Annotated in this window: 10 protein-coding genes; 2 read left to right on the top strand and 8 right to left on the bottom strand. The window is 62.1% G+C overall.

The genetic code is table 11. The annotated features are described in order from the left end of the window. Nucleotides 1-49: 49 nt before the first annotated feature. Complete coding sequence (locus tag ACOI8A_RS03790) at nt 50-1,009, top strand: alpha/beta hydrolase (RefSeq protein ID WP_420648751.1); 960 nt, start codon at nt 50-52, stop codon at nt 1,007-1,009. A gap of 149 nt (nt 1,010-1,158) precedes the next feature. Here ACOI8A_RS03790 and ACOI8A_RS03785 read toward each other — a convergent pair whose 3' ends face one another. The 5 genes from ACOI8A_RS03785 to pvdM all read right to left on the bottom strand — a co-directional run bounded on the left by ACOI8A_RS03785 (nt 1,159) and on the right by pvdM (nt 9,101). Beyond that, the gene (locus ACOI8A_RS03785; protein WP_420648750.1) at nt 1,159-3,567 is read right to left on the bottom strand and encodes a TonB-dependent siderophore receptor; all 2,409 of its coding nucleotides are present in this window, start codon (nt 3,565-3,567) and stop codon (nt 1,159-1,161) included. Between the two features lie 153 nt (nt 3,568-3,720). Further along, a complete protein-coding gene (locus tag ACOI8A_RS03780; protein ID WP_420648749.1) occupies nt 3,721-5,370 on the bottom strand; it encodes a cyclic peptide export ABC transporter in 1,650 nt (549 codons plus the stop codon). A 120-nt stretch (nt 5,371-5,490) separates the two neighbouring features. Further along, nucleotides 5,491-6,396 carry a formylglycine-generating enzyme family protein gene (locus ACOI8A_RS03775; protein ID WP_420648748.1) on the bottom strand — a complete coding sequence of 302 codons (906 nt, stop codon included), beginning with the start codon at nt 6,394-6,396 and terminating at the stop codon, nt 5,491-5,493. Nucleotides 6,397-6,433: 37 nt separating this feature from the next. After that, nucleotides 6,434-7,717, bottom strand: a complete 1,284-nt coding sequence (locus ACOI8A_RS03770) for an aminotransferase class V-fold PLP-dependent enzyme (protein ID WP_420648747.1) — start codon at nt 7,715-7,717, stop codon at nt 6,434-6,436. A gap of 34 nt (nt 7,718-7,751) precedes the next feature. After that, nucleotides 7,752-9,101: a pyoverdine-tailoring dipeptidase-like protein PvdM gene (gene pvdM / locus ACOI8A_RS03765; protein ID WP_420648746.1), complete on the bottom strand. Its 1,350-nt coding sequence runs from the start codon at nt 9,099-9,101 to the stop codon at nt 7,752-7,754. A gap of 207 nt (nt 9,102-9,308) precedes the next feature. On the opposite strand from pvdM, the gene ACOI8A_RS03760 reads away from it, so the two are divergent. Then, nucleotides 9,309-10,937, top strand: coding sequence for a PvdJ/PvdD/PvdP-like protein (locus ACOI8A_RS03760; protein WP_420651332.1), 1,629 nt, complete (start codon nt 9,309-9,311; stop codon nt 10,935-10,937). A gap of 61 nt (nt 10,938-10,998) precedes the next feature. Here the strand turns inward: ACOI8A_RS03760 and ACOI8A_RS03755 are convergent, their stop codons facing one another. The 3 genes from ACOI8A_RS03755 to ACOI8A_RS03745 are packed head-to-tail and all read right to left on the bottom strand — an operon-like array spanning nt 10,999 to nt 15,549. Further along, the gene (locus ACOI8A_RS03755) at nt 10,999-12,393 is read right to left on the bottom strand and encodes an efflux transporter outer membrane subunit (protein ID WP_420648744.1); all 1,395 of its coding nucleotides are present in this window, start codon (nt 12,391-12,393) and stop codon (nt 10,999-11,001) included. Between the two features lie 7 nt (nt 12,394-12,400). Continuing rightward, nucleotides 12,401-14,374 (bottom strand): MacB family efflux pump subunit, encoded by a 1,974-nt coding sequence (locus ACOI8A_RS03750; protein WP_420648743.1) that lies wholly within the window; start codon nt 14,372-14,374, stop codon nt 12,401-12,403. Further along, on the bottom strand, nt 14,374-15,549 hold the full coding sequence (locus ACOI8A_RS03745; protein ID WP_420648742.1) for an efflux RND transporter periplasmic adaptor subunit: 1,176 nt from the start codon (nt 15,547-15,549) through the stop codon (nt 14,374-14,376). Before ACOI8A_RS03745 ends, ACOI8A_RS03750 begins: the two co-directional genes overlap by 1 nt. Between the last annotated feature and the right edge of the window lie 92 nt (nt 15,550-15,641).

Below are 15,641 nucleotides of genomic sequence, written 5' to 3'. Positions count from 1 at the left end.
TCAACCTTCGATAGAGGTGCGGCCCACGGGCCGCACCGGGATGTCCTACATGTCTTTGAATCCGGAAATCGCTGCGTTTCTCGACCTCGTCGAGGCCAACCAGACAGGTGCTGCGCAGGCCTTTCACCAACAGACGCCGGAACAGGCCCGGCAAGCGTTCGAGCAGTCTTCGGCGCAGATGCGCTGGCAAGTGCCGGGCGTGGAGTCGCGTGATCTGAGTTACCCGACCCGCGACGGCTCGAGCATGGCGCTGCGGCTTTACACGCCGATCAGCGACAACGCCGAGCCATTGCCGGTGACGGTGTTCCTGCACGGCGGTGGTTTTGTGGTTGGCAGTCTCGACTCCCACGACGGCATCTGCCGCGAGTTTTGCCAGCGCACGCCGTGTGCGGTGGTGGCGGTGGAGTATCGTCGCGCACCGGAATACAAATTCCCCACCGCGCTGCATGACGCCGCCGATGCGCTGGCCTGGCTGGCGCAACAGGCACCGGCGCTGAACCTCGATAGCACGCGGCTGGCGCTGGCCGGCGACAGCGTCGGCGCAACTCTTGCCACGGTGCTGGCGATTGAAGCGGCGGCCGATCCGCAACGGCTGCAACCGTGCCTGCAACTGCTGTGTTATCCGGTCACCGATGCTTCGCGCAGCAGTGAATCGCGGGAATTGCTCAGTGAAGGTTATCTACTGGAAAGTCCGACGCTGGAATGGTTCTACGAGCACTACGCGCGCACCCCTGAAGACCGCCACGACTGGCGCTTCTCGCCGTTACTGGCGCCTGCTTTGCCCGGTGTCGCGCCTGTGCATCTGGCGCTGGCCGGGTTTGATCCGCTGATCGACGAAGGCCATGCCTACGCGCAACGGCTGGAAGCGAGCGGGGTGACGGTGCAGTGCAAGGAATACACCGGGCTGGTGCATGACTTCCTGCGCATGCCGATGGTCACGGGCGAGATTGAAAGCGTGTATCAGGAGCTCAGCGAGGTATTGCGACAAGCGTTGTACCCGGCGGGTTGAGCAATCGCTGTAACGCACGAGGCCGGAGCGGGGTAACCCGTTCCGGCCTTTTTGTTGCTGGCTGGCGCAGTGCGGCAAGCACCTGAAACCCGCGCATAAAAAAACGCACCGTCAGACGGTGCGTTTTTTCAGACTGAGGCAGTTTTGTCTCAGAACGAGTACTTGAAGCTGGTCATCACGTTGCGCGGGGCGCCGTACATGCCGTCGTAGTAGATCATCGAGTAGTACTCGCGATCGAACAGGTTATTGACGTTCAGGGAGGCACTGAGGTTTTTGCTGATGTCGTAACGCGCCATCACGTTGGTAATCGCGTAGCTGCCTTGCTCGTTGGTGTGCAGGTCTTCGCCGATTTTCGACTGCCAGTTCACGCCACCGCCAATGGTGATCTTGTCCAGTGGGCCATGCAGACGATACGAGGTGAACGTCTTGAGCATGTGGCGCGGGGCGTTGGTGACAATGCGCTTGTCATCAGCGTTGGTGGTGACGCTGTAAGCATAACCGGCGGACGCCTGCCAGCCCTCGGCCAACTCACCGTTGAGTTCGAACTCGACGCCTTTGGTCTCGGCGCTTTGCTCGAGGCGATAAGCCTGAGTGTCGGACATCCACACGGCCAGGTTGTCTTGTTCAAGCTTGAACAGGGCCAGGCTGGTGTTGAGTTTTTCGTCGAAGAAGGTGCCTTTTACGCCCACTTCGTAGCCCTTGCCTTCGGTCGGTGCCAGGGACTTGTTGTTGATGTCGCGAACGTAGGACGCCTGCGGGTTGAAGATTTTGGTGTAGCTGGCGTACAGCGACCAGTTGTCGTCCAGGTCGTACACCACGCCGGTGTATGGCGTGAAGATCCCGGTTTCCTTTTCCTTCACGGTGCTGGCTTCACCGCCGTAAGGCTTGGTGTCGGTGTCACGTTTCCAGTCGGTCAGACGACCGCCGAGGATGAACGTCAGGTCATCGGTGACGTTGAAGCGCGAGGTCATGTAGGCCGCGTACTGCTTCTCGTGCATGGAGCCCTTGCTGATGACCGAGGTGGCTGGTTTCGGCGAGTTGCCGTTCCAGGTATTGATGTCCGGTACAGCGAAGCTGTAATCGCGCAACCAGTCGCCGTAGCTCGGAGTGCTTTCCTTGTAGTCGGTCGCGGTGACGCCGAGGATCAGCTCATGCTCGCGACCGAAGGCCGAGAACGGGCCGGTGAGGTATGCGTCGATGTTGTCCTGGCGTGGCGTACCGGACCAGCGCACCGGCAGCAGGCCGGTGCCCGAGCCAGTCGCCTGGTCGAGCGTGCCGGTGGCGACGGCGTAGAGCTGGTCGAACTTGTTTTCGGTGTGACCGTATTCGATCTTGCCGCTCCAGCCATTGTCGAAGCGGTGCTCGACCGAGGTGAAGAAGTTGGTTTGATCGTGGTCGTTGTAAGACCAGTCCGGCGAAGTGTTCAGCGAACGACGCACGTGGGACTTCTGGCCATTGCCGAAGAATGCCGGGTAGCCGCCGCGCATTGGCGAGTCGACCTGGGTTTTCTGGTAGCTGAAACCGGCGGTCAGCAGGGTGGCGTCGCTGAGGTCGAATTCGGTGATGCCGTAGATCAGTTGCGAATCCTGTTTGAAGCGATCAACCCACGAACCCTGAGTCTTGTAATCCACCACCAGACGGCCGCGCACGTTGCCGGTTTCGGTCAGTGGACCGGACACGTCCATGCCGGTGCCGTAGCGATCCCAGTTGCCGGCTTCGCCAGTCACGCTGGCTTGTGCTTCGGCGGTCGGACGCTTGCGGATCAGGTTGATGGTCGCGGAAGGATTGCCCAGGCCGCTGATCAGGCCGGTGGCGCCACGCACGATTTCCACGCGGTCATACATCGCGGTGCTTTGGGTGTAGTTGTCCAGACGGGTGGAAGTCGGCACGCCGTCGATTTCGAAGTTCTGGATCTGCGAGCCGCGCGACCAGTAGGAGTCGTTCTCGGTGCCCATGCCGTTGCGGGTCACGGTGATGCCGGCGGTGGCGTCGAGCACGTCGGTCAGGTTGGTCAGCTTCTGGTCATCCAGACGCTGACGGGTCATGACGGTCACCGACTGCGGGGTTTCGCGCGGGGTCAGGTTCAGCCGCGTCGAGCTACTCGACGAATAGGTGGTGTACAGCCCGGTGCCTTCGGTCTGCGAACCGGGCGCCTTGCCGGAAATCGAGATCGCACCCAGTTGCATCGAATCTCCCGCTGCGCCGGCAATTGGCGTCAACGAGACCGTGTTGCCGGTGATCTGATACGTCAGGCCGCTCCCCAGCAGCAAGTCGTGCAACGCCTGTTCAGGCTCGAGATTGCCCGACACCGCGTTGGATTTCAGGCCCTGGAGCATTTCCGGGCTGTAGATCATCTGCAAATTGGCCTGTTGACCCAGCTGCTGCAAGGCGCTGGACAATGGCTGAGCCGGGATGTTGACGTTGGTCGGTGCGGCGAGCACCTCACCGGTGCCAAGCAACAGCAGGGTCAGCAGGGCGCGCGGCAGGATCGCCTGGCTCCGGGTTTGCTGCTGGATCGCCGTTGCCAGGGGTGCGCGGGACAAGGTTGGGCTGTGCATTGCGTGAAATGCTCCTGAAGTGCGTATGGGCAGTTTTATTAGTTAATGATAATTAGACGCAACAACCGCCGAAAACCGGAAAAATAAATCCCGCACACTGCGAAAAAACGTCTATCGCGAGAGGCGGGATTGGTTTGACGCGGTATTGCTCCGTCAGGCCGGGGCCATTTCCGTCACGACGCGGCCGGCTTCCATGCGCACCAATTGGTCGGCCACGTCGAAATAGCGGTCATCGTGGGAGATCACGATGATGGTTTTTCCCAGCCGTTTGAGGTCCGGCAGCAGCTCGGTGTAGAAGATCCGGCGGAAGGTCGGATCCTGATCCGCCGCCCATTCGTCGAACACCAGCACCGGGCGTTCTTCGAGCCAGGCGTTGACCAGTGCCAGGCGCTTGCGTTGCCCGGTGGACAGATCGGTGGTGGTGAAACTGCCGTCCTGCACGCTGACCTTGTGCGCGATTTCCAGGCGTTGCAGGTATTTGTTGGCGTCTTCGGGGATGTGCGTGTCGCCCTGCACCACGTCATCGAACAGGTAGTAATCGGCAAAAATCGTGGTGAACAACTGGCGGTAGTCGTCGCGGTTCTCGGCATTCACGCTTTGCCCGTTGAGGCGGATTTCACCCTGCTGCGGCGGGTACAGCCCGAGCAGCAGTTTGATCAGGGTGGTCTTGCCGCAGCCGTTTTCGCCGACGATGAAAATGATTTCGCCCTGAGCGATGTTCAGGTTGACCGGGCCCAGACGAAATGGCGCAGCATCGGCCACCGCCGGGAACGCGTAGCTGACGTCCTTGAGTTCCAGGCTGTGCACGGCCGGGGCCTTCTGGCCCTGATCATCGAGCAGCAGGTGCGCTTCTGGCGAGGAGAACTGTTCGGACAGTTCGGCGATCCGGCGGAAGGCGATTTGCGCACGGCTGACAATCGGCAGGGTGCCGACCAGATGCTCCAGCGGGCCTTTCATGTACAGCAACACCAGCACAAAACCGCTCATGACGGTTTTGTCGGCGCTCGGCCAGTAGGTTTGCAGCGCCAGTGCGAGGCCGATCACCACAAAGAACAGCATCGAACCGAAGGTCTTGGCGATCACGAACGTGTTGATCGAACGAATCTGCGTGCGGCAGATGAACTCGGCGGTGGCCTTGATCCCGGAGACGAACATGCGCTGGCGACGCGGGCGGTGAATGCGCAGTTCCTTGGCGCCTTCAGCGATCGCGTTGTAGTGCTTTTGCAATTCGTCTTCAGCGTCACGCGCCGCCATGAAGCCTTGAATGCCACGGCCCTGGGCGAAGAACTGAATGCCGGTGCCGATGATGATCGCCACCACCATGATCAGGAACATCGGCCACGACAACATCGCCAGATAGCCCATGCAACCGAGGGTCACAGTCATCGAAATGGCCAGCGGGGCGAAGGCGAAAGCGAAGTCACTGATGGTGTCGACGTCGTGGGTCAGCACCGGTATCAGGCGATGGCTGCGATAGCGCTCGATCTGTTCGATGGGGGCCGACAGCACTTTCTCGCCGAGCTGTTTGCGCAGGGTGGCGATGATGTGTTGCCCGACGAAGTTGGTGCCGATGTCCGAGCAGATCGAGCTGAGCAGCGCCAGCACGCACAGCCCGGCGAATAGCGCGACCATGCCTTGGGTCAGGCCGGCGTCGGAGTGCAGCGCCGAGTTGATGGTTGCCAGCAGCACCGTCACGCTGAGGCCGCCGACCATGCCGAGAATGATCGACAGGATGACGACCAGCCTGAACGGTTTGAGCAGCGTGAACAATTCGTGAACGGCACCGCGTGAGGGCTGGGACATGGGGAGACAGTTCCTTGGGTCGTAGAGACAGATACCCAGTAGAACGTCTGGTCAGGCGCTTAATTTAGACGGTCGCCGACTGGCGGCGACCGGAGGGGAGAGCGGGTGCCTGCGCGCAGGTCAGAGATCGCGTACTACGCGAAAGCCGATCCAGTCGCCACGGGTGCTCGGATAGATGTTGTTGCGGTTGCCCGAGCGCGAGAACACCGGTGCTTCGCCCCAGTCGTTGCCGCGAATGTTGTACGACTCGCAGCCCGCTTCAACCCACGCGCTGCCGTCGGTCGGGGCACCGACGTAGTTGGGATGTTCGCAATCGGCAATCCACTCGTAGACGTTGCCGTGCATGTCGTACATGCCGAAAGCGTTTGCCGGGAAGCTGCCGACTGGCGAGCTGAAGCTGAAGCCATCGGTCGGGCCGTAGGTGTTGGCATGCTTGGCGATGTTGTACTCGCCGTCTGCATCGAAGGGGAACGGAAACGGGCCGCTCGAACCGGCGCGCGCAGCGTATTCGCGCTGCGCTTCGCTGACCATGCGGTAGTTCTGGCCGGTTTTCTTCGACAGCCAGGCGACGTAGGCCTGAACGTCGCTGAAGTCCATGCACACCGCCGGTTGCCGCGGTTCCTGTTTGTAGCGCGGTTTGCTCGCCACGCATTCGCGTCCCGGACGGGTGTCACCGTCGGCGATCTTCACCCCGGTTTCCTTGACGTAGCTGTCCCACTCGCCGGCGGTGATGTGGAAGCGGCTCATGGCGAACGGCTTGGCGAAGGTCACTTCGTGCATCGGGCCTTCATCGGGTTCGCGGCCGACTTCGTTGTCCGGGGTGCCCATGGTGAATTTGCCGGCTGGCAGCACGACCATTTCCGGGCAGTTCTTGCAGTCCTTGAACACCTTGCCGGCGGGCAAAGGTTCAGTCGCCGCAGCGGCAGTGCCAGGCAGCAAACCGCCGAGCAGCGCGGTCAGGGCCAGTCCGGCCAGGGCGTTGAGTGTCGGGAGGTTTCGCGGTCGGTTGAGCGTGTCACTGTTCATGAGTTATCTCGATCAAAGGGAAAGCAAAGTTGTGGGATCACAGCTGCGGGACCAGCAACTGCATGAAGCGATCAATTTCGGCTTCGGTATTGAGAAGACCCGGCGCGGTACGCACCACTGGCCCGACATCGCGCTCGACGGCATCCACCACCACGCGGTTGTGCATCAGGAAGGCGGCGATCTTGTCGCTGTCGCGATCCTTGACCCGGAAGAACGTGAAGCCGGCCGACATCGCCGGACTCAGCGGGGTCACCAGTTCGATCTGCGGGTGTTGTTGCAGACGTTGTTTGAGGTAGCTGTTGAGCTGGTGAATGCGCGCCTGAACCTCGGCCTTGCCCAGTTGCAGGTGCAGCTTGAACGCCTCGCTCAATGCCCAGCGATGTTCGAAGGCGTGGTAACCACCGGGCGACATGCTGGTGGCGAAATTGCTGTCCTGAGAGAAGGTCGGAACAGTCGGCGTGACGTCTTTGAGCTCTTCCGAGCGCGCGCAGATTATCCCGGTGCCGCGCGGGCCGAACATCCATTTGTGGGTGCCGGCGATGAAGAAGTCGCAGTGCATGTCCGGGAAGCTCAGGTCTTCGACGCCAAAGCCGTGCACGCCGTCGACCACGTACAGAATCCGCTCTGCCTCGGCACGATTGCGGTTGATTTGGTCGACCAGTTTGCCGATCTCGCCGATGGGCAGTTTCACGCCGCTGCCCGATTGCACCCAGGTCATGCCCAGCACGCGGGTGTTGGGGCGAATGGCCTTGCGGATCGCGGTCAATACCTCGTCGGTCGAAACGCTGTAGGCGTTCTCGAACAGCTTGATCTTGCGCACCTGCGTGCCTTGCTTTTTCACCCGGAAGTCGAGGGTGAATTCGGTCGAGTAGTGTTCGTGAACGGTGGTCAGGATTTCCTGGTCCGGGCGCACGTGGATGCCGCCATAAATCGCCGCGAGGCCTTCGGTGGTGCTGCCGGTCAAGGCGATCTGGCCGGGTTTGACTTGCAGATAGCGACCGGCCCATTCGCGCACATCGGCTTCGTGTTTCCAGGTTTCTTCCAGGTCCCAATCCATCATCAGTCCGGGGTTGCGATCAAGCGTCGCGCGGTGGCGGTCGATGGCTTCCTGCACCGGGCGCGGATGCGAGGTGATCAGAAAATTGGAGAAATGCAGGTAGTCAGGATCCTGATTGAACAGCTGACGCAGCTGACCCCATTTGTCGTTGGTCAGCACTGGCGCGCTGGGGGAAGTCTGGGCGTGTGCCTGCACGGCGGCACCCAGCGGCAGGCCGGCGGCGAGGATGCCGGCCTGTTTGAGAAAGGTACGGCGGTCGGTCATGGGCGCGGTTCACTTGTGCTCAAAGTGGAGAAGTTCATCGGCTGGCGACGGGTTTGGCGGATTTCTGCACCTGATCCCAGACCCGCAGGAAGTTGCCGCCCCAAAGCTTGGCGATGTCGGCTTCGGAGTAGCCGCGCTCCAGCAATTCGGCGGTGACGTTGCGAATCTCGCCGACGTTTTCCCAGCCTTTGACGCCGCCACCTTCGTTGAAATCCGAGGCGATGCCGACGTGGTCGATACCGATCTTGCGCACCGTGTAATCAATCGCGTCGCCGAGATCTTTCAGCGTGGCTTTCGGCTCTTCCTCGAGGATGCCGTACAGCTGACCGGCGTACTGGCCGAACTTCTGTTCCGGCCATGCCGCAATGATCGGATCACCCGGCATCAGCGCCATGGCCAGGTTCGGCAGCGGCGGCAGATCGAAGCGCGCGCGCAGGGCGTTGAGTTTGTCCTGCGTGCCTTGGGTCAGCGGTCGCAGATAGGCCGAAAAACCCACCACCTGGACCACGCCGCCGCTCTGTTTGATCAGCTGCATTTCCTTGTCGCTGAGGTTGCGCGGGATGTCCACCGACGCGCGCGGTGCCGAGTGCGAGGCAACCATTGGCGTGCGGCTCAGTTGCGCCACTTGCTCCAGCGCCTTGGTCGACATCTGCGAGACATCGATGATCACCCCCAGATCATTGAGGCGCTGCACCGCTTGTTTGCCGACATCCGACAGACCATTGAGCGCGTCCGGCGAATCATTGAAAAACGGCAGCGGCCGCGAAGAATCGCTCCACTGGTTGTTGCCGATGTAGCTGAAGCCGAACATGCGCATGCCGCGTGCGGCCCAGGTGTCCAGCAGGTTCAGGTCATTGCCCAGCGGGTAGGCGTTGAGCATGCTGATGAAAATCGCGAATTTGCCTTCGCCATGCAGACGGCGGAAGTCGTCGGGGGTGTAGGCGATGGCCACCTGATTGGGGAAGTCGCGGACCATGCCGGAGATGATTTTGTAGCGCACTTCCTGTTGATTGCGCGCTTCCTCGACGAAGCCGTCGGTAGGTTTGTGCGGAGCATTCGGGCCGTTCCACATTTCCGGCCAGCCGAAGATCGTCAGCGCCGCGCCGGACAGGCGTCCGCGACTGGCCTTGACCAAGTCGAACTGGCCGCTGCCGTCCTTGTCGATTTCGTTGCCGGCAGTGCCGAAGTCCAGCGGCACGGTGATGTGGCTGTCGAACGAGAGAATTCTCTCCTGCAGCTCATCTGCCTGTTTCAGGGTTTTGGCCGGGTAGCCGGGATTGTCCTTGAACCAGTAATCCCAGGCCGCATAGCCTGCACCGGCGCTGATTGCCAGAGCCAGCGGCAGGCCGATGTATAGAGCCTTTTTCGAACGTGGTTTTGTCATTGCCAATCTCAGTCAGTTCGCCGTCGAGGTGCAGGCACAAGGGCCTTTGCTATCTGGAAAGAACGAGTGATTGGCGAGGGAATTTAGGTTTCGGCCAAAGATCGCTTCAGGGCGCGGCGGTCTTTTGCCGTCGCTGCGTAAATTTGCCGGCGTAACAATCGTTCTAGCTTGGATAAAGCCTGCTTCATGGCTGACACAGGTAGGGCAATGAAGATTTCTCGACGATGGTTCATGGCAGGCCTGGCGGTGACCGGTGCTGCCGTGCCTGCGGCTATTTATGGGCATCGCGAATGGACGAAGCCCGACCCGACGATTACCCCCGGCGAGGCCACGGTGGACCTGGCCGATGCGGCCGGTCAGCAACTGTCGAACGCCTTGCGCGGGGTCTGGAGTATTCGCTTCGAAGGCTCACAAGCGGGGCTGGACGGGTTGCCGCTGGAGGGGCTGGAACTGTTTCTTGATGTAGCTCAGCGCGGTCGCGGTCTGCGCGGTTACCTCGACACCGCCCAACGTCTGCGTGGCGATGCCGAGCCGCGCTATCGGATCATCGGCGATCTGGTGCAGGCCAAACCGTCCGAGCTGTACTGGCGCCTGATCGACACGCACGCGGCTGACGGTGCGCCGGCGTACGAGTTGGCGGTGGTGCTGGATGAGGTCTGGGCGGATTTCGGCAATGCCGGCAGCGGCACGCTCAGCGGGCGCATTTTGCGTCTGGATCGGGCACTCGGTTTGCCCGAGGAGAACAATCGCTTTGTCGCACACAAACACTTGTTTCCCGAAGCACGGCAGCGCATCGGCCTGAGCCCGACCTTGCTGGCGTGGCTGATTTCGCCCGAGCATCGGCTGTTCCATCAGCTCTGGCATGCGTCGCGAGACAAGTGGCATACCCTGCCCGAAGACAAACGCGATGCGCTGCGCGGCATCGGCTGGCAGCCCGGGCCGCGCGGCCAGGAGCGCGATGCGCGTGGGCCACGCAAGGATCGTAATGGTTCGGGCATCGACTTTTTCTTCATGCACCGGCACATGCTTGGCACGGCGCGCTCGATGCAGCCGCTGCCGTCGTGGCCGGAGTTTCCGCGACCGCAACCGCAACTCGATCTCGACCGCCAAGGCTTCGCGCGTTATTTCGATAATCACGACGGCTATGCCTTGCCGCCGACCTGGCTGGCCAGCGATGACGCCGACTACACGCAGTGGGTCAGCGACATCAAAACCAGCGAGACCTATCACAGCAATTTCCAGGTCTGGGAGTCGCAGTACCGTGATCCGCGCTACCTGTCGAAGCTGACCCTCGGGCAGTTGGGGTCGGAGATGGAGTTGGGTCTGCATGACTGGCTGCACATGCGCTGGGCCTCGGTGCCGCGCGATCCGTCGAACGGTCAGCCGGTGCCGTTCGCCCGCGATCCGGCGGACTTTTCCGCGCGCTGGTACGCCGCCGAAAACGACTTTCTGGGCGACCCGTTTTCCTCCCACGTCAACCCGGTGTTCTGGCATTTCCATGGCTGGATCGATGACCGTCTCGAAGACTGGTTCAAGGCGCACGAGCGCTTTCATCCGGGTGAGCTGAGTCGTCAGGAGGTCAACGGTGTGCCGTGGTTTGCGCCGGGGCGCTGGGTCGAGGCCGGTGATCCGTGGCTCGGGCCGGTGACTCACGGTTGCAGCACCACGCCTGGCTTGCAGGTCGGCAAGTCGATGGAAATGGACCCGGAAACCATGAAGCTGGCGCTGCGCATCACCTTCAGCGAAGACGAGAAAGTCCTCGCCGGGTTGTTCCGTCGGGTGCCGCAACGGCCGTGGTATGCACGGCATCTGAAGGTCAAACAGCGGCAGGTCTGACTGGCGCTTTATCTAGCAATCGCGAGCCTGGCTCGCGATTTTCATCTGAAGGCTGATGCGGTTAGCGCGTCGGCCATCCGCCACCCAACGCCTTGTATAACGCGATGCTCGCCTGCACGCGCGACAGCCGCAGTTGCACGTTCAGATCCTGCGCGGCGTACAGCGTGCGCTGGGTTTCGAGTACCGTCAGCAAGTCTTCGGCGCCGGCCTGATAGCGGCTCTGAGCGATGTTGAAAGCGGTTTGCGCCTGATTCAGTTCTTCGCTTTGCCATTGTCGCTGTTCGTCGAGCCCGCGCACGCTGCTCAGCGCTTTCTCGACGTCGGCGAAACCATTGATGATCGCGCCACGGTAGTTTTCCAGCAGTTCCTGCTGGCGGGCTGTGGCCTGATCGCGCTCGGCGCTCAAGCGGCCGTTGTTGAAAATCGGCGCGATCAGTCCGGCAGTCAGGTTATAAAAAGGGCTGCGCAGCATGTCGTTGAAGCGGTCGGCACCGGAACCCAGTTCGGCACTCAAAGTGAGATTGGGCAGCATCTTCGCGCGGGCCACGGTGACGTCGGCGCGGGCGGCGGCCAGTTGCGCTTCGGCGCGAGCGATGTCCGGGCGCCGATTGATCAGCTCGCTGGGCACGCCGGCAGCGATGGTTGGCCACTGCAATTGGTCGAAGTGTCGGGTGAGCGCGGGCAATTCCTGCACTGGCCGGCCGAGCAGGGCGGCGAGGGTGATTCTGGCGTCGCGCGCACGTTGCTGCACCAGCGGTAATTGCCGTTGTTGCGCGGCGACCAGGCTTTTCTGCTGCGCCAGTTCCAGCGCGGTTGCGGAGCCTGAATCAAAACGCGTCTGCACCAGTTTCAGGACATCCGAGGCGTTGCTCAGATTGAGTTGGGCAATCCGGCTTTGCTCGCTCAGGGACAGGGTTTGCGCATAGCTGTCAGCAACGCTGCCGAGCAATGTCAGCTCCACGGTCGCCTGATCGAATTCGCTGGCCTGCAAGGCGTATTGCGCGCTTTCGCGCGAAGCTCGCTGGCCGCCCCAGAAGTCCAGTTCATAACTGGCGCTGAGGTTGGCGCTGAAGTAGTCCACCGTGGTGTTGCTGCTGTCGGCGTCGAGCTGGCTGTAGCCATTGCCGCGCAACAGCTTCTGCCGATTGGCGTTGAGCCCGGCCTTGACCTCGGGCAGTTGCGAACCACCGGCAATCACCGTGCTGGCCTGGGCCTGGCGAACGCGCGCGACCGCCGCCGCAAGATCAAAACTGCCGAGCCGCGCCTGTTCGATCAGGCTATCCAGTTCAGGGCTGCCGAACTGCGTCCACCACTGCGCGTCGTTGCGCGCGCTGCTGGCGCTGTGCGGCGTGTGCCACGCGGCGGGTGGCTGGATGCCGCTCTGCGGGCGTTGCGTAGGACTGCCGCAAGCACTGAGTAAAAGGCACACGGTCAACAGGCTGAGACACGGTTTCATAGATCGATCATTCACTGGTAAGGGCCGTGACCGGGTCGAGCCGGGCAGCTTTGCGAGCCGGCATGAAGCCGAAGACAACACCGGTGACCAGTGCGCAGCCAAAAGCGCCGAGCACCGCCATCAGGGAGAATGCGACGGCGACTTCGCTGAGGATCAGCACGCCGCCGACCAACAGCGCCAAGCCGATGCCGGCGAGTCCGCCGACCACCGAAAGCATCACCGCTTCGGTGAGGAACTGGCGCAGGATGTCGCGTTGCCGCGCACCGGTAGCCATGCGAATCCCGATCTCGCGGGTGCGTTCACGCACGGTCATCAGCATGATGTTCATCACGCCGATGCCGCCCACCAGCAGCGAAATGGCGGCAATCGAACCAAGCATCAGCGACAGGGTGTTTTGCGTGCGCGCCTCGGCCTGGATCATCGCGGCATTATTGGTCAGCTCGTAGTCGTGCTTGCCGTTGTGCAGGCGCTTCATCAATTCATCGATGGCCAGTTCGGCCTCTTTGACCTTGCGCGCGTCACTGGCGGCAATCACCACGTATTCCGGATTGTGCCCGCCAAGCAGACGGATGGCGGCGGCGGAGTAGGGCACGGCAATGCGGTTGTCGCTGTCCTGATCGCCGGAGCTGGCGCCTTTCTCGGCGAGCACCCCGACCACCTGAAACGGTACGTTCTCGATCAGGATGTACTGGCCGATCGGGTTGGCGACATCCTTGAGCAGTTTGTCGCGAATCTTCTTGCCGATCACCGCGACGGCGGCGGCGTTACGCTCGTCCGCGTCGGTGAAGTAGCTGCCTTGCACCACCGGCCAGTTGAAGATGCTCGGGAAATTGGTGTCATTGCCGCCGACGTAAGCGCTCTGATCGACGTTGCCAAAACGCACGGCGGCTTCAGCACCAGTGACCGGCATGATGCGTTTGACCTGCGGCAGGGTTTTCAGCGCGGCCACGTCGTCGAGAGTGATCACGCCCAGCGGCGTGCGCGGATTGGGTGAAGCGCCGCTGAGGTACAGCAGGTTCGAGCCGAAAGCACCCATTTGCGCCATGACCTGGCGCTTGCTGCCTTCGCCGACCGCCAGCATCACCACCACCGACGCCACGCCAATGACGATGCCGAGCAGGGTCAGGGCAGTACGAAAGCGGTTGATCCACATCACTCGCCACGCCGCCTGCACGGCGTCCACCAGTTCACCTTTCCACGCGCCCGTGGCTTCGGCGCCTTCGCTCAGCCGCTTGCGCAGATCGACGGCCTGCAGGGCGCCGGGATTGGCCGAGGTCTGCGCGTGGGGGTTGTCCAGCGCGCTGTCGCTGATGATCAGCCCGTCGCTGATTTCAATGATGCGCTTGGCGCGGGCGGCAACTTCGCGGTCGTGGGTGATCAGGATCACCACGTGGCCCTGGCTCGCCAATTCGTCGAGCAGCGCCATGACTTCTTTGCCGCTGTGGCTGTCGAGCGCGCCGGTGGGTTCATCGGCCAGGATGATATGGCCGCCGTTCATCAAGGCGCGAGCAATGGAAACCCTTTGCTGTTGCCCGCCGGACAGTTGATGCGGACGGTTGCCGGTGCGCTCGCCCAGACCCAGGCGTTGCAGCAGGGCGGCGGCATGCGCGTGGCGCTCGGCGGCGGGTGTGCCGGCGTAGATGGCCGGCATTTCAACGTTTTCCTGGGCTGAACTCGACGGAATCAAGTGGTAGCCCTGGAACACAAAACCGAAGGCTTCGCGGCGTAGCCAGGCCAGTTCGTCACTGTTCAGTTGCGCAACGTTTTCCCCGGCGAACAGGTATTCACCCGAGGTTGGGCGGTCGAGGCAGCCAAGGATGTTCATCAGGGTCGATTTGCCGGAGCCGGAAGCCCCGACAATCGCCACGAATTCCCCGGCGTGGATCGCCAGGTCAATCCCGCGCAGCACGTCGACTTGCGGGGTGTCCTGTCCGCCGTAGGATTTGCGAATGTCTTTGAGGTCGATCAGCGGCGTTTGCATCAGCCTCCGCTACCTTCTGCCGGGCCGATCAACAGGTGATCGCCTTCATTCAGGCCGTCGAGGATTTGCACCTGCAAGCGGTCGCTGAGGCCGGTGCGCACCTGACGATGTTCGATGTCACCGTTTTTCGCCACCACCCGCGCGGTCTGGCTGCCGGCCTGCTGGCCTTCGTTGTACAAGGCTGCAACCGGTGCGGTGAGTACATCTTTGGCGGCGCCGGCGACGAAAAATACTTGGGTGGTCATCTCGGCCATCAGCGCGTTGTCGCTGTTTTCGACGTCGAGCAAAACCGTATACAGCACCACGCGGCCGCTGCCGCTTTTGCTCGTGCTGTTGGGGCTGCCGCTGCCCTGGCTGGTTTGATCCAGTGGCTTGGGCGGCACCGGCAGAATTTGCCGCACGGTGCTGCTCCAGCGCCGGCTGCCGCCGCTGAGCGTGGTGAAGTAGGCATTCATGCCGGGTTTGACGTGGCCAATGTCGGCTTCGGAAACCTCGGCCCATACGGTCATCGGCGACAGCTTGGCAATGCGCAGGATCAACGGCGTCTGCTGCTGCGCGTTGAGGGTCTGGCCTTCGCGGGCGTCGATGTTGACCACCGTGCCGGCCATCGGCGCATAGATTCGTGTGTAGCCGAGCTCGGCCTGATCGCTGCGCAGGCTGGCCTGAGCCTGGCGGATCTGCGCCTGGAACATGTCGATGCGGGCCTGCGTGGCCTTGAGTTCGGCGCGGGCGGTCTGCACATCTTCTTCACGAGTGGCGCCGCCGGCGGCGAGGTTTTGCTGGCGCTGGTATTTCTGCTGCGCCAGTTCGTGCTGGGCCTTTTGCTCTTGCAACTGCGCTTTGAGGTTCTCGATGGAAAACTGCCCGGCGTCAAGTTTGGCCTTCTGCGTGGAGGGGTCGATCTCCACCAGCAACTGGCCTTCCTTGACTACGTCGCCGACTTCCACATGGATCTTCTGGATCTGCCCCGACGCTTGCGCACCGACATCCACGTAGCGTCGCGGTTGCAGGGTGCCGAGCGCGGTGACGCTGCTTTCGATGTCGCCGCGACTCACCTGCACCGTGGTGAATTTGTCCCGGCCCGGCGGCATGATCTGCCAGGCAGCGTAAGCGACAACGGGGATCAGACAGAGGATAACGAGCAGGGCGCGTCGGGCGGGACGAGGACGTTTCATGCAGGGTTCCGGCCAGTGGAATTCGGCCCGTCATTCGTGTGCCGCGCAAGATCGGCGGTCATTGAATGCTGGCGCAGGGCGCGACAGACACG

This window comes from Pseudomonas sp. P4795 (genome assembly GCF_048822895.1).
Classification (GTDB): Bacteria; Pseudomonadota; Gammaproteobacteria; order Pseudomonadales; family Pseudomonadaceae; genus Aquipseudomonas.
This window is presented reverse-complemented; position numbering and strand designations above follow the sequence as displayed.